The organism is Pseudomonas bohemica (assembly GCF_002934685.1).
Classification (GTDB): Bacteria; Pseudomonadota; Gammaproteobacteria; order Pseudomonadales; family Pseudomonadaceae; genus Aquipseudomonas; species Aquipseudomonas bohemica.
Map to the genome: position 1 here is coordinate 154450 of NZ_NKHL01000118.1, position 14307 is coordinate 168756.

Consider the following 14307-nt stretch of genomic DNA (forward strand, 5'->3'; position numbering starts at 1 on the left):
CCCGACGCTTGCACATCAGGGCTCTTTCATTGCGCAACCCAAGCCACGCACTCAACCGCGCGACAACCTCAAATCAGCAAGTGCAGCACATCATCGGCATGCCGTTGCAGCTCATCATCATCGGCATCGAACAATCGTTCATCATCTTCATCATCAACGTGCAGCAGTTATTCATCATGTCCATGCTCATGCCCGGCATTGGCATCATCTTGCACTTCATGCAATCAGCCTCGATGGTGCAGACCATCATGCACTTCATCATCGGCATGGGCATGGGCATGCCCATCGGCATCATCATCGGCATGTTCATGGTCGACATCATATTCATCATCGCCATGCCATCTTCGGACATGCACATCATCGACATGTTGCCGCAATGCATCATCATCGGCATGCCGCAGTTCATCATCATTGCCATCATTTCGGCGTTGTTCTTGAACATCGCCATGTCCATGCCAGCGGCTGGCGTCATGGTGCACATCATGGCATCGGACATCATTTCGCACTTCATGGTCGCCATCATCATCGGCATGCCCATCATTGGCATCATCGGCATGGCGGTATTCATTGGCATTTGCGTGGCGTTCATCATTTTCGAATCTCCGTAATCGACAGTAATGTTGAAACTCTTGGGCCAATTCTATGCGCCGATGGCATTCGTACAAGACGTCGGCCCAGCAGCAGAAATGGTCGCTGGACCGGTTTTTGATAGATAACGGCAGTGCTGATCGCTGTTATCCAGCTTTAAACGTCGTTATAACGTCGGATTTACACGACGAAGCGCGTTATTGGACGCTATGGATATTCAATTCAGGAATAGGATCCATCGTTTAGGAAATAAACGTTCTAACCCGGCGCGATTCTTTTTGTAGCCAATAGCGGTTAAAGCTAATTCTCGGCTATATCAATAGCGCTCCAAAGTCTATTGGCGACTCAATCACCGCAGGTACAGTGAATTCCTGTTTTGCTTGCGAGTGAATTCCATGTCTTCAAACAGCAAAGAAGTGGTCTGGGTCAGCGGTGTTGGCGCAGTGGAAGGGCTTGGCGCCGCCCTCGCCCGCCGCTTCGCCAGAGGCGGATTCAAAGTGGCCGTCAGTGGTCGCAGCCTCGACAAGCTCGAGGCCGTGGTGCGCAGCATCCAGGCTCAGGGAGGTGAGGCCATCGCCGTGCCCGCCGACGCCAGCATTGAAGCAGACACGCTGGCCGCGATCGGCAAAATTCGTGAATGGGGACCACTGCGGGTGGCGATCTTCAATGTCGGGAACTCGGTATCGGCCCCCAGCCTTGAACTGAGTACCGAACTGTTCGAACGGACCTGGCGAGCATCGACGCTGGGCGGTTTCATCTTTGCCAGGGAATCGACACGTCTGCTGCTTGAAGCAGGCGGCGGCACGCTGCTGTTCACGGGTGCGACGGCTTCTCTACGCGGCAAGCCTCCCTTCGCTGCCTTTGCTGCAGCCAAGGCCGGGTTGCGCTCACTGAGTCAGTCGTTCGCCCGTGAATTCGGTCCGCAGAAGGTGCATGTGGCGCATGTGGTCATCGACGGCAGCATCAACGGCGAACGGGTTCGCAGTCACGCCCCGCAACGCCTCGAACAGTTGGGCGAGGACGGCACCCTGGCCCTTGAAGACATCGCTGACGCCTACTGGTACCTGCACTCGCAACCGCGCAGTGCCTGGACACAAGAGCTTGATCTGCGGCCGTTCAAAGAGCCGTTCTGAAACGCTTCATCTACATTGGAGGACTTTCACATGGGCATTCATCAGCCAAATCCAGGGCCGACGTCTGTAGTCGGCGAGCTCAACTATCTGCGCGACGACGGCGTGCGCCCGGTCAATTACACCTGGCCGCAACCCGAGGGTCAGCCACAGCGCACCGGCACCCTGCAACCGACCCGCGTCGACATTCACAACGCGCGCTTGCTGGCGACGCCGCCGCTGCTGGATGCCCAGGGATTCCAGCGCGTTGAATCCGCCAGCGCCGTGGCCAATCTGGAAGATGAAGCACAGGTCGTGCAGCTCTACTACGCAGAGGCCGATGCCCTGCTGCGCTCGTCCACGGGAGCCGTGAAGACCGTGATTTTCGACCACACCATCCGCATCGATGAGCCTGGCCGGGAAGCGACGGGCCTTCGTGAGCCGGTGCGCTACGTGCATAACGACCAGACCGAACGCTCGGCCATACGCCGGGTACGCGATCATCTGCCAGCCGAGGAAGCTGAACAGCGCCTGCAAAATCGGTTCGCGATCATCAACCTCTGGCGCCCGATTGGCGGCCCGATCTACACCACGCCGCTGGCGTTGTGCGACGCCAGCACCATCGAGGCGGCCGACTTCATTGCCAGCGACCTGGTGTATCGCGACAAGGTCGGCGAAACCTTTTCCGTGCGTCCCAACTCGAACCACCGCTGGTATTACTACCCACAGCTGCGCCCGGAAGAAGCATTGCTGCTGAAGATCTACGACTCGAAAACCGACATCGCCGCCAGGGCCGGCGCCCACACTGCCTTCGATGACCCGACCACACCGCCGGGAGCGCCGCCACGGCGCAGTATCGAGTTGCGCGCGCTGGTGTTTTTTGATGAATGAATGAAGCGTGCGGCGCTGCTGTTATCAAGACAACAGCGGCATCCACGTACGCTCAATGCGCCCAGCGTCGATGCAGGCCTCGCGCCAGGGCGTCGAGCATGAAGCCCAGCACACCGATCAACAGCACCAGGGCCATCAGCTCCGAGTACGCCAGCCGATCGCGGGTGTCGAGAATGAAATAGCCCAGCCCCGCGCTGACTCCTAGCATTTCGCAGGGCACCAGCACGATCCACAGAATGCCGATCGAAAGCCGTACACCGGTCAGCACATGGCCGAGCACGCCCGGCACAATGACCTTGCACAAGGTCTCCCAACGACTCGCGCTCAGGCTACGACTTAGTTGCAGCCAGCGCGGGTCGAGTTGCTTCACGCCCGCTACGGTATTGAGCAGAATCGGCCATACCGCAGCAAAGGTCAGCAGAAAGTAGATCGGCCGATCCCCCACCCCCATCAGCATCACCACCACCGGCATCCACGACAACGGGGAAATCATGCGCAGGAATTGAAAGGCTGGCGTGGTCGCCGCTTCCAGGCTGCGAGAACTGCCAATCAACAGGCCCAGCGGTACGCCGATCAACAAGGCCAGAAACAGCCCCACCATAATCCGCTTGAGGCTGACCAGCACGTGGCCGTACAGATCGGAACTGCCGAGCAGGTTCCATAGGCTGACAAAGGTCGCCTGGGGCGAAAACCGCGCCGACAAGCCCGTTGCCTCGCCAAACAGACGAATGCCCAGCCACCAGAGAACCATCAGGCACAACAAGCCTGCCAAACCCAGTTGCCAGTGGCGCAGCGTGTTTTTTTCTGACTGCATCAAACGCTGTACTCCTCGTTGCGCTGGAAGCTGTCGGCCAGACCGAACGTCTTCAAGCCGCCGACGGCAGCTATGCTGTTGCGCACAAAACGATCGTCCACCAGATCACCGGCGACCTGTTGCGGATCGAGGCTGGCGAGAAAGGCCTGGTCGCCCTCGATCAAGGTATTTTTCAAGCGCCGCACCAGTTCCACTGTGTAACTGGGAAACGGGTACGGCTGAAAATCGATGCGATGCTCGTCCCATTGCCCGTGCACAATGGCGCCGCTGGCCAGATAACCGTCACGCTCGCTGGCGGCCGGCGACAGCACCCGTTCGAGCACGCTTTGAGCATGCGGCGTGTAGCGGTTGCTGCCCTCTCTGGATAACAGCCTGGCCGCTTCGGCGCGGTTATCCCGCGTCCAGACCTGCGCTTTGACGATGGCGTTGACCACCTTCTGCGACCACTCGGGACGATTGTTCAGATCGTGCTCGTGCATGAACACCACGCAGCACGCGTGGTTGCGCCAGATGTCTCCAGTAAAGCGCTGCACGCGACCGACCTTGAGGTCTTCGGCCAGCGCATTGAACGGCTCGGCGACGATGTACCCGGCGATACGCTTGCCGGCCAGCGCCGGCGGCATGTCCGAAGGCGGCAGCACCAGGAGATTGACCTCGTTGGCCGCCAGTTGCGCGTTCGCCGGTTTGCGCACAGGCGTCAGCCCGTTGTCGCGCAATAACTGCTGCACCACCACGTTGTGAATCGAATACCAGAACGGGATCGCGATGGACTGCCCGCCCAGTTGCTTGACGTCTTCAATCTCTGGCCCGACGGTCAGCCCCGAACCTCCCACGTGGTTCCAGGCCACTACTTTGGCCGGGACTTTGCTGCCATAACGTGCCCAGACAGTCATCGGCGACAGCAGATGAATCACGTTGACCTGCCCGGAGAGGAACGCCTCGATCACCTGCGCCCAACTGCGCAACAGCACCGGGCGCTCGGCCTGAATGCCCTCGGCTTCGAACAGGCCATTGTTGTGCGCCACCAGCAGCGGTGTGGCATCGGTGATCGGCAAGTAACCGATGCGCACCGGCGCGTCGGGCTCAGCGGCAGCCCGCGCCTGCAAACTATTGAGCAACGGCAAGGCGCCAGCCGCGGTGAGCATGGCGCTCAGTTTCAGAAAGTCACGACGAGTGTGAGTGAAGTCGTCCAGGCACATGGGCATTCTCCGGCAATGCGAGCGATTCGGTTCCGAGATGTGGTTTGCGGCTCACCCGCCGAAGGGTTTTCAGAATCTCGACACGCAACGCGCCCAACTCCTCGACCAGCTCGGCGCGCGGCCGAGGCAAATCGATGTGCCACTCACCCACCGTGCGCGCCGGGGTATCGCCCAGTAGCAGGATACGGTTGGAGAGCAGCAAGGCTTCGTCGATGTCGTGGGTGATCAGCACGGCGGCAGTGTCATGCCGGGCGGTCACCTCGAGCAGCAGGTCCTGCATGTCGGCGCGAGTGACTTCGTCCAGGGCGCCAAAGGGTTCGTCCAGTAACAGGACCAGAGGCTGGCGGGCCAGACAGCGGGCCAGCGCCGTACGCTGCGCCATGCCACCGGAAAGCTGCGCCGGGCGATGGGTCCGGGCGTGGTTCAGCCCGACTTCGGCGATAGCTTGATCGACCCGGTGCTGGCGTTCGGCGGCACTCAGTGTGGGCTGACTGGCGAAATCCAGACCGAATGCGACGTTCTTTTCCAGGGTCATCCACGGCAACAGGCTAGGGTCCTGGAACGCCACGGCCACCCGAGGGTGCGCCCCGGCAAGCTGCTCGCCTTGCACCCGGACCTCGCCTTGATCGGCGCGCTGCAACCCGGCGAGCACTCGCAGCAGACTCGATTTGCCCACACCGCTAGGCCCGAGAATAGACACGACTTCGCCTGGCTGAACCTGCAGGTCGAAGCCCTCCAGCACACTCTGCCAACCACTCTCGCGCTCGTAACCCAGACTGATGCCGCTGGCGCTCAGTAACGCGCTCATGCGACAGATTCCCTTGCCTGACGCTGCAACTCCGCGCGCAACTGCACAAGGCTTGGCGTGACGATCGGGATGAACGCCGACTCCCGCCAGCGTCTGGCGAATGCACTGCCGTGATCGCTGAGAAACGCCTTGCCACCGCTCGCCTGCAGCTCCAGTTGCACAGCACTGGCAACGGCGTCCGCCAAGGCAATGCGCAGGCGAAACAACGCAGCGGCCTGGGTCAGAAACCGTCCTTCGAGCAGTCCCACCTTGAGTTCGTTGACCACCGACTCCAGAAGCTCGCGCTGTTCATCATACTCAGCGTTCAACACCGAACGTGTGCCTTCAAGGTGAGCCTTGACCTGCTCCAGCGCACGCCGCGCCAGGCCGATCGACAGGCCACACTGCAGGCCAAGGAAAGCCGGGCGCACGGCTGGCAGAAATTGCCGTGCGTCGTGATGCAGGAGCCAATCGCGACCGAGCCGGACCTCGTTGAAATCAAGCGCTGCGGTATTGCTCGACTGCAGCCCCATCAGTTGCAAGTCCTCCGAGCGCTCGAGCCCCTTGGCATGGGAAGGGATCGCCATGATGAACGGTTGGGAACCGGCTGCTGCCTCAATGGCCGCCGCGACGACGAAGCCTTCCTTGCGCAGATTGGTTACCCAGTGCAGGCGTCCGGCAAACGACCAGCCATCCTGCGCTTCGGTGGCGCGAACCTGCAATGACTCGATCCCCGAGAGGAATTTCATGGCGTTGGAAAGCCCGGTCGCGCCCGCCAGCGACCCGTCCAGCAAATCCGGCAGCAAACGCGCGCGCAGCCGGACGTTGGGGCTGTGCAGCAGATACTCAATGAAAGCGCGCTGGCCCCAGAGAACAAAGGCTGCGGTCACCGAATGGCTCGCGACGCCCGCCACCGTATCCACCGCGTCGGCAAGGGTGCCCCCGGAACCGCCCTGCGACGGATCGATGCCAACGCGCAGCAGGTTTGCGCCGGCCAACTGGGACAGCACCGAGTGCGGATCACAATCGCCGAGATCCAGTGCCTGAGCATGAGCATCAAGCCAGGCGCCAAGTGCCGCGTCGACCATGGGTTATCTCCTTATCTGTTGAACAGCTGGCACGCAGCTCACTGTTTTATAGAGCGGCTGGCTTACTGCGCGGGACGCTGCCAGTGGTACTTTTCAAGTTCAGGATTCAGGGAGGTCCGGGCAAATACGTTGGCGAAGTTGCACAGGGTGGCCAGGCTGACGCCGAGGATGACCTCCAACGCATTGCTTTCGCTGAAACCTGCAGCCTGGAACGCCTCGTAGATAGTGTCGGAGACGTCGCCGCGTGTGGCGATCACTTCGCGGGCGAAATCGGCCAGCGCTTCGAGTCTGGCGTCAGGCAACTGAGTGCCGGCGCGCAGTGCGTCGACCACCTCTTGCGACAAACGCGCCTTGTTCAAGCCGACCGCCGTATGACCCGCCACGCAGAAAGAACAGCCGTGGTGAGTCGCTGCGATCAGTTGCACCACTTCCCTTTCACCCAGACTTAGCTCAGCCTTGCCGTTGAGAGCCGACACGGTCAGGTAGGTTTCCAGCGCGGCCGGGGCATTGGCCAGCACGCCAAGCAGGTTGGGCAGGTAACCGTTAGCCTTGAGAGCGTTTTCCAGGAAGGGCCGGGCGGCCTCGGGTGCGCTTTGCAGCGTTTGCACAGTAACGCGAGACATGATGGACTCCTGTAGGTTGGGGTCCGGAAAGTGTGTTGGTTATAAAAATTTCGATCCATATTCTAAAGTAGCGATTACTTGCTCCTGAGTGTTTCCCTTAGATGAATTCATCCAGCCCCCTTGTCGATTGGTTATTAGAAAGTCTCGAACTCGATGCCAGCGTTTTCCACGTCGGCCGATACTGCGGCGGCTGGCACGCCAGCACACAGGGGATGGCGCGTTCCAGCTTTCATGTGCTGGTGCGAGGACAATGCTGGCTGCACTTCGACGGCCACCAGATGCCGCAGAAGCTGGAAACGGGGGATGCCGTATTCTTGCTGCGTGACTTGCCATATCGCTTGTCCAGCGAGGCCGACGCGGATGCGGCACAACGGCAGCCACGCACGGCAATGCAAGCGCTCGACAACTCGGCCAACGACGGCGTGGGACTGGTCTGCGGTTTCTTCCACTTTCACTCGGGGCTGTCGGCACTGATCGTCGACGCCCTGCCCGACTTTATCATTCTGCGTGCCGACGAACCCTCGTCGAGCGCGGCGCGCAGCTTGTTCGAACTGATTCTGCAGGAGTGCCAGCGTGAGTCAGGGCCGTCTTCCTCGTTGCTGGAACGGCTGAGCCATTTGCTGTTTCTGTATGTGCTGCGTCAGCAGGTCGGGGGAAACCCGGCCCTCGGCGGGCTGGTGGCACTGGCCCGGCAGCCGTTGTTCGCTGCGCTGTTGCAGCATTTGATCGAACACCCCGAACAGGCCTGGACGCTGGAAAGCATGGCCTCCTACACTGGCCTGTCGCGCTCGGCCTTCTTCAAGCGCTTCAACGAAATTGCAGGCCAGTCGCCAGGCAATGTCCTGCTCGCGCTGCGCATGCGTCATGCCGCACGCCTGCTCAAGGCCAACCAGACCGTGGAGCACGTCGCCAACGCCGTGGGTTATCAATCGGTTTCCGCGTTTACCCGCGCGTTCACCAAGGCGGAAGGTGTGCAACCGGGCGCCTATCGCAAGCAGCACGACAGGCGCTACGCACTGCGTGTGGTCAGCTGAAAAACCGGTTCGCCGGTCTCGGTAAACCCAGGTTCTCCCGCAAGGTCTTGCCCTCGTATTCGCGCCGGAAAATCCCGCGATTCTGCAACTCGGGAATCACCTTGTCGACGAAGTCATCCAGCCCGCCCGGCAGCCACGGGAACATGATGTTGAAGCCGTCGCTGCCACCGGTCTCCAGCCACTCCTGCATCTCGTCGGCAATGGTCTGTGCCGTGCCGACGAACGAAAGCCCCGCGTAACCACCCAGGCGTTGCGCCAGTTGCCGAACCGTCAGTTGCTCGCGGTCGGCAAGGGCCAGAACCCGCTCCTGAGAGCTGCGGCTGGCGTTAGTCTGCGGGATCGAGGGCAGGAAGCCGTCCGGATCGAACTGGCTGGCGTCCACGCCCAGAGCAACCGACAGCGAGGCAATCGCGCTTTGCTCATGCACCAGGCTGTCGAGGTGGGCACGAATCCGTTTGGCCTCGTCAACCGTATCGCCTACGACCACGAACGCGCCCGGCAATATCTTCAGGTGCTCCGGATTGCGGCCGATGCGCGCCATGCGGCCTTTGACGTCGGCGTAGAATTCCCGACCGTCCTCCAGCGTCCCCGGCGCAACGAAGATAACCTCTGCCGTCTCCGCCGCCAGCTGACGGCCTGGCTCCGAGGCCCCGGCCTGAACGATCACCGGCCAGCCCTGCACGGGGCGGGCGATATGCAACGGACCGCGCACCGACAGGTACTCACCCTTGTGATCGAGGGTGTGTAGCTTGTCGGGGTCGAAGTACACGCCGCTTTCGGCATCGCGAATAAAGGCGTCATCCGCCCAGCTGTCCCATAGCCCGGTGACCACATCGTAGAACTCCCTGGCGCGTGCGTAGCGCTGGTCGTGGGCCAGATGCTCCTGCAGCCCGAAGTTCAGCGCCGCATCGGGATTTGAAGTGGTGACGATGTTCCAGCCTGCCCGGCCGTTGCTCAGGTGGTCCAGCGAGGCGAAACGGCGGGCGATATGGAACGGTTCGTCGAACGTGGTCGACGCCGTGGCCACCAGACCGATGTGTTCGGTGGCCTGGCTCAGCGCCGATAGCAAAGTGAACGGCTCAAACGACGTCGCCGTATGACTGCGCTTCAGCGCTTCGATCGGCATGTTGAGCATGGCCAGGTGGTCGGCCATGAAGAACGCGTCGAACCGCGCCCGCTCCAGGGTTTGGGCGAGGCGTTTGAGGTGGGCGAAGTTGAAATTGGCATCGCGCCAGGCGTTTGGGTAGCGCCAGGCGCCGGTATGGATACTCACAGGGCGCATGAACGCGCCGAGTTTGAGTTGGCGTTGTGTGGTCATCAGGCGATCCGGTCGTCGATAAACCGACAGCATCGGCGGTTGGCCGGGTTGCGGTCCAATAACCTGATGGACTGGCTTATGCTTTTTTGATCGCCACTAGCCCCCCTACAGCAGCATGGCTTGCCGGCGCTGACGGAGCTGAGATCGCTACCGCCGGCAAGTCGGGCTGTTACAGGAGCGTCGCTGGGAGTTCAGCCGAGCACGATCTCATCTTTCAACGCCCAGGCCTTTTCCAACGGCGCGGGATCGATCCAACTATCGACATCGAAATCCTGGTCGATGAAACCTTCGGCCAGCAGGAAGTCTTTCTGGCGGCGCAGTCCTTCGACGTAAATCTCGGACAGCTTGGGCTCGAACGACAGATGCAGCTGGTTGCCGAAGGCCAGCCGTACGCTGTCGGCGTCGGTTGCGGTTTCGGCGGCGATGGTGTCGACCACTTCCTGGGGGTGATCCTTGGCCCATTCGTAGGTCTTCAACAGCACGGCAAGGTAGCGGGCGACGATCTCGGGCGAGTCCTTCAGCGTCTGCCGATCCACCGTGATCGGCCGCGGCGAACCCGCGCTCAGCCGCAGCAGGGGGTCTTCCTGTTCATTGAGGTTGATGATCGGCCGCAGCCCCTGAGCCAGGGCCCGCGCGCTGCCCGAGCCCTTGATGAAGATCGCATCCACGGTGCCGTTGAGCAGGGCCAGGGTCGGGATGGCGTGATGGTCCTCGCGGGTTTTCGAGACCTCCTTGAGGTCCCATTCCGGCGCGGCGATGTCGACGAATTCAACGCTGTCCCGCGGCACGCCACCCAGATGCAGCGCAGTCAGCAAACCGCGCAGGCCTTCGGCGCGACCGACGTCCACCAGGTCGCCAGCGGCCTTGCGCACCACCCCGAGTTTGCGCCCGCGCAGGTCTGCGACCGTCTTGATATCGCTGTCGCCACGCACGAACACCAGCTGTTCCTCATCCACCCAGGTGATACCGACGACCACCGTGTCCTGCCCCTGGGCGCGGGCCCAAATCGGCGGAACGTTGCCACCTTCGCGAAAGCTGCCGGCAAGGCTGTGGCGAAAGTGCGACTCACGCACGGCACGGTCCTGGGAGGCGCGGATCGAATCGAGGGTGACGCCGTGCCGGGCGAATTCGTTTTGCAACCAGTGCTTGTGCTGGGCGATGCCGGAGGTGGTCGGCACCGGGCAGCGGGTGTACCAGATCGTGGTCGCAGCTGCAGCGTTGACGGCTTGCGGTTGTTTGAGCAGTGCTTCAGACATGATCAGACTCCTGAATGAGTTCGCTGGGCGATTGAATGAGTGCAAGCCCGACAGGCAGTCAGGTGGTTGTTATCAAGCGTTACGCGCTGTGAGAAAAAAGCCTCACTGCGGCTGAGCGGTCTGTTCGAGGGTCCTGCCGGGCTTGATCCTCTTCGGTTTTTCCCGCACCAGACTCAGCTCGACCACGGTGTCGTGCAGGGCCAGTTTGGGCTTGGCCGGTTCGATGCGAATGCCGTCGTGCAGCGGCACCGTACAGGCCAGCTTGACCTCGCCGTCGATGCGCATCGCACACAGCTTGCACAGCCCGCGGCGACACGACAGCGAGTAGCCCAGATTAGGTTCGAACACCCGCTGTGCGTATTGCAGCGCGGTACTGACCGACGCGCCCTCCCAACTGTCGATGCCCAGGCCAAGGCCGGCAGGGGGCGGCAGCTGGATATCCAGCGGGCGAAGTTCGCCGTCACGAAACAGCGTCAGGTGCATCAGCATGCAAAACTCCGGGAAAATAAGCTGTTCATGGCCGCGCCAGAAACGGAAAGGCCACGGGGGTCGTGTGCCGCACCAACTTGCCTGCGTCGAAGCGGATCAACGAATGGGTCAACGGTCCGCTGTAGGTCGCCTTGTGATCGTGACGCTGATGCGCCCCGATGGAATGCTCACGCCCCGCCGCGCCGAGCAAGGCGGATTCCAGCACCGTGAACGCCGCCTGGCACTCCAGCGCGTCGCTCCAGTCCCGGTTCCACATCAGGTCGCGGGTGCGACAGGCCAATTGCGGGAGCGCGCTGTTTTTCAGATCCGCCAGCGCGGTTTGCGCCTGGGCAATCGACTCGGCAGTCCGCACCGGGCCGAGGGAGGTTTCGGCCAGTTGCGAGAGCTGTTCCTTGAGTTCGAAGGGGGCGATTCCATCACGTTTTTCAAACGGCGCGACCGTCGCCGAGAAGGCCGCGCCGTGGTTGTCGGCCAGGCGATCGCGGGCGCGGCGCTGTCGGGCATCATGGGCCGCTGCCAGACCGGCGACGCGACCCTGTACCAACACCTGCGCACCCGCATTGCCGGACAAACGATTAGCACCATGCATCGCGCCGGTGGCCTCGCCGCAGGCAAACAAGCCTGGCACGCCGGTATGGGTGCCCCTGTCGACGCGCACGCCACCCAGGGAAAAATGGGCGGCCGGTGCGACCTCGATGGCGTAGCCCTGCTTGATTCGCTCCACCAGCGGGGTCATGTCGAAGCCTTCCCACTGCCAATCGGCGCTGATGTTGCGCGACATGCTGGGGAAGTGATCGATGATGTCGTTGGGCAAATGTTTCCACGACAGGTACACCCCACCGTTGGGGCTGCCGCGGCCTTCGTAGACTTCCGTGGCGCAGGCGGCCGAGACCATGTCGCGGGTCGCCAGCTCCATGCGCGTCGGGTCCCAGCGCGCCATGAAGCGTTCGCCGAAGCGGTTCATCAACCAGGCATGCACGCCGCTCTGTGGCCCGAGAATCCATGGGAACTGTAAGCCTCGCCAGATCGCCGGAGCGGCCAGGCAGCAGGGCAAAAACTGGGTCATTTCCATATCGATCAACGTCGCACCCGCCTCTACCGCCATGCGCTGTCCTTCACCGGACAGTTCTTCCGGCGCGGTGCGTAGGCTCCAATTGGAGGTGGCGCCACCGGTGGCGATGACCGTGCTGTGGCCGTAGAGGCTGTCCACCGCCCCTGTGCGGCGATCCAGCCCGAGTACGCCGACCACCTCGGCACCGCGCCGCAGCAGCTGTGTGGACTGGAAATCCTCGCGAAAACTGACGCCTGCCTGAACCGCGATGCGCGTCAGCGCGCGCTGCATGTCAACGCCACTGACGTGGATGCCGCGTCCGCTGCTGTGGCCGGGCGCACGTCGGTTGATGGTGAATTTGATGCCCCAATCGACCAGCCGTCCAACCTCTTCACCAACACCGGTGACCATGCTCTCGACCAGTTGCTGGTCATTCAGCCAGGAGCCGGCCACGATGGTGTCCTGCAGAAAACGCTCTTCGGTATCGCTGGCATCGGCTTCCAGGCCCAGCGCCCGCAAGCTCTGCCCGGCAATGGAAACCCCGCCGCCGGAGGTAATGGTGGCGCCGCTGCGACCCACCAGTCCCTTGTTGACCACCAGCACCGACGCGCCTGCCTGACGTGCGTGAAACGCAGCGACCAGACCTGCCGCTCCGCCGCCCAGTACGATGACGTCCCAGGCCGATGACGACTCAGACATGCAGCCAGTCCTCGATGGAAAAGTCGTTATCGATGAAGCCTTCCCTGAGCAGGAAGTTCTTGAACGAGTTGATTGCATCCAGACCCGGGGCGTCGAGTTGGGTGGTGAATTTCAGATGCAGATCAGGGCCAAACGCGCCTTGCACCGCTTCCTCGGAGACGCCGATTTCCTGAGCGACGAAACGCTGGGTCAGGTCGGGATTCTGCGCCGCCCACTCGCCAGCCCGATGCACCGAATCCAGCAACAAGCGCAGCAGATCCGGCCGCTCTTTAGCCAAGGTGCCGTCGACGGTCAACAGGCGCGGCGTACCATTGTTGATGCGAATCGCGGCGTCGCCGTGGCTGCCGGTCTCGCTGAGAATCACTGCACCGAACTGGTGGGCGACACTCAGCCCTTCGGCGCCCTTGACGAAGAAAGCGTCGATATTTCCCTGGATCAGCTGGGTGAACTCCGCGGCATAGGGCAAGCGACGTTTCAGCTGCGCCGGATAGCCAGGGGTTGTCACGCCCAACTGCGGGGCCTGCGTAATGACATCGACAAAGTTCACATCCTTTCGCGCAATACCGGCAACTTTAAGGGTTGATAGCAACCCCTTGAGCGCGGTGGCCCGTTGAAAGTCGATGATTCCCGGCGGCTGACGAGGCAGGCCGAGGCGCCTGCCAACCAGTTGCGTGACGCTGCTGATGCCCGACGACGGCAGCGTGATCACCGCCTGGAATTCGTCGATCCAGGTAATGCCGACCAGCCGGGTGTCACGGCCATTGGCGCGGGCATGGATCGGCGGAATGTTGCCGCCCTGGCGAAAGGACCAGGGTTGCGAATGATCGAAATGGCTGGCGCGGACTTTCTCATCCGGCGAGCTTTGCAGTGACTGAATACCCACCGAATGCTGCGCCAGTGCAGCCTCCAGGTAGCCGAGTTTCACGGCGAATCCGAGCGGCGTCGGGGTTGGGCAACGGGTGTACCAGAGATTTAGATCAGGCATCGGACAGGCCATTAACATAAAGGGGGATTAACGATTGCAGCAACACGCGTATGCCGGCGTGGCGCGACAACAGTAAACTTCACTAATGGCGGACGTAGTCGCACGACATTGAATAGAAACAAAACGGACGTCTTCTCCATAGGTCTCGTGCGAGGTGCAGCGAGTGTAAAGCAAAGCAAATAAGTGCAGATAGATCGTTAAGTTCTGAGTTTATGACGGTATACCGATTGACACTAACGAGTGCGGTACGCAGTCTGTGCGTCGCTTGATCAGGCCCGCAACTTACGAAGTGTTGCGCCGACAACAGTTATGCTTGCCAGCCAACAGCAATACACCAATCAGAGACACTCTTTCAAACACACTCTTTTTTCTTCAC

Annotated in this window: 14 protein-coding genes; 4 read left to right on the plus strand and 10 right to left on the minus strand. The window is 61.5% G+C overall.

The annotated features are described in order from the left end of the window. Positions 1 to 80: 80 nt before the first annotated feature. From CE491_RS30430 to CE491_RS23670, 3 genes are all read left to right on the plus strand, one after another. A complete protein-coding gene (locus CE491_RS30430; protein WP_199885241.1) occupies positions 81 to 608 on the plus strand; it encodes a hypothetical protein in 528 nt (175 codons plus the stop codon). 375 nt (positions 609 to 983) lie between these two features. Next, positions 984 to 1721: an SDR family NAD(P)-dependent oxidoreductase gene (locus CE491_RS23665; RefSeq protein WP_110950753.1), complete on the plus strand. Its 738-nt coding sequence runs from the start codon at positions 984 to 986 to the stop codon at positions 1719 to 1721. A 30-nt stretch (positions 1722 to 1751) separates the two neighbouring features. Then, positions 1752 to 2588, plus strand: coding sequence for a CmcJ/NvfI family oxidoreductase (locus CE491_RS23670; RefSeq protein WP_110950754.1), 837 nt, complete (start codon positions 1752 to 1754; stop codon positions 2586 to 2588). Between the two features lie 52 nt (positions 2589 to 2640). Here the strand turns inward: CE491_RS23670 and CE491_RS23675 are convergent, their stop codons facing one another. The 5 genes from CE491_RS23675 to CE491_RS23695 form a co-directional block, all read right to left on the minus strand. Then, positions 2641 to 3402, minus strand: a complete 762-nt coding sequence (locus CE491_RS23675; RefSeq protein ID WP_110950755.1) for an ABC transporter permease — start codon at positions 3400 to 3402, stop codon at positions 2641 to 2643. Beyond that, positions 3402 to 4601, minus strand: coding sequence for an ABC transporter substrate-binding protein (locus CE491_RS23680; RefSeq protein ID WP_110950756.1), 1200 nt, complete (start codon positions 4599 to 4601; stop codon positions 3402 to 3404). The genes CE491_RS23675 and CE491_RS23680 overlap by 1 nt, the downstream gene beginning before the upstream one ends. After that, entirely contained in the window at positions 4567 to 5409 is an 843-nt protein-coding gene (locus tag CE491_RS23685) for an ABC transporter ATP-binding protein (protein WP_110950757.1), read from the minus strand. Before CE491_RS23685 ends, CE491_RS23680 begins: the two co-directional genes overlap by 35 nt. After that, complete coding sequence (locus tag CE491_RS23690) at positions 5406 to 6476, minus strand: acyl-CoA dehydrogenase family protein (RefSeq protein ID WP_110950758.1); 1071 nt, start codon at positions 6474 to 6476, stop codon at positions 5406 to 5408. Before CE491_RS23690 ends, CE491_RS23685 begins: the two co-directional genes overlap by 4 nt. Before the next feature lie 62 nt (positions 6477 to 6538). Next, positions 6539 to 7099 (minus strand): carboxymuconolactone decarboxylase family protein, encoded by a 561-nt coding sequence (locus tag CE491_RS23695; protein ID WP_407681366.1) that lies wholly within the window; start codon positions 7097 to 7099, stop codon positions 6539 to 6541. 101 nt (positions 7100 to 7200) lie between these two features. On the opposite strand from CE491_RS23695, the gene CE491_RS23700 reads away from it, so the two are divergent. Continuing rightward, positions 7201 to 8133: an AraC family transcriptional regulator gene (locus CE491_RS23700; protein ID WP_110950760.1), complete on the plus strand. Its 933-nt coding sequence runs from the start codon at positions 7201 to 7203 to the stop codon at positions 8131 to 8133. On the opposite strand, the gene CE491_RS23705 is transcribed toward CE491_RS23700, so the two are convergent. From CE491_RS23705 to CE491_RS23725, 5 genes are all read right to left on the minus strand, one after another. Then, positions 8126 to 9451, minus strand: a complete 1326-nt coding sequence (locus tag CE491_RS23705; protein WP_110950761.1) for an LLM class flavin-dependent oxidoreductase — start codon at positions 9449 to 9451, stop codon at positions 8126 to 8128. The genes CE491_RS23700 and CE491_RS23705 overlap by 8 nt on opposite strands. Positions 9452 to 9642: 191 nt before the next feature. Further along, a complete protein-coding gene (locus CE491_RS23710; protein WP_110950762.1) occupies positions 9643 to 10707 on the minus strand; it encodes an ABC transporter substrate-binding protein in 1065 nt (354 codons plus the stop codon). A gap of 102 nt (positions 10708 to 10809) precedes the next feature. Then, positions 10810 to 11196 carry a 2Fe-2S iron-sulfur cluster-binding protein gene (locus CE491_RS23715; RefSeq protein ID WP_110950763.1) on the minus strand — a complete coding sequence of 129 codons (387 nt, stop codon included), beginning with the start codon at positions 11194 to 11196 and terminating at the stop codon, positions 10810 to 10812. 25 nt (positions 11197 to 11221) lie between these two features. Continuing rightward, a complete protein-coding gene (locus CE491_RS23720; RefSeq protein WP_199885231.1) occupies positions 11222 to 12946 on the minus strand; it encodes an FAD-dependent oxidoreductase in 1725 nt (574 codons plus the stop codon). Then, positions 12939 to 13931 (minus strand): ABC transporter substrate-binding protein, encoded by a 993-nt coding sequence (locus CE491_RS23725; protein ID WP_234407667.1) that lies wholly within the window; start codon positions 13929 to 13931, stop codon positions 12939 to 12941. The genes CE491_RS23720 and CE491_RS23725 overlap by 8 nt, the downstream gene beginning before the upstream one ends. Between the last annotated feature and the right edge of the window lie 376 nt (positions 13932 to 14307).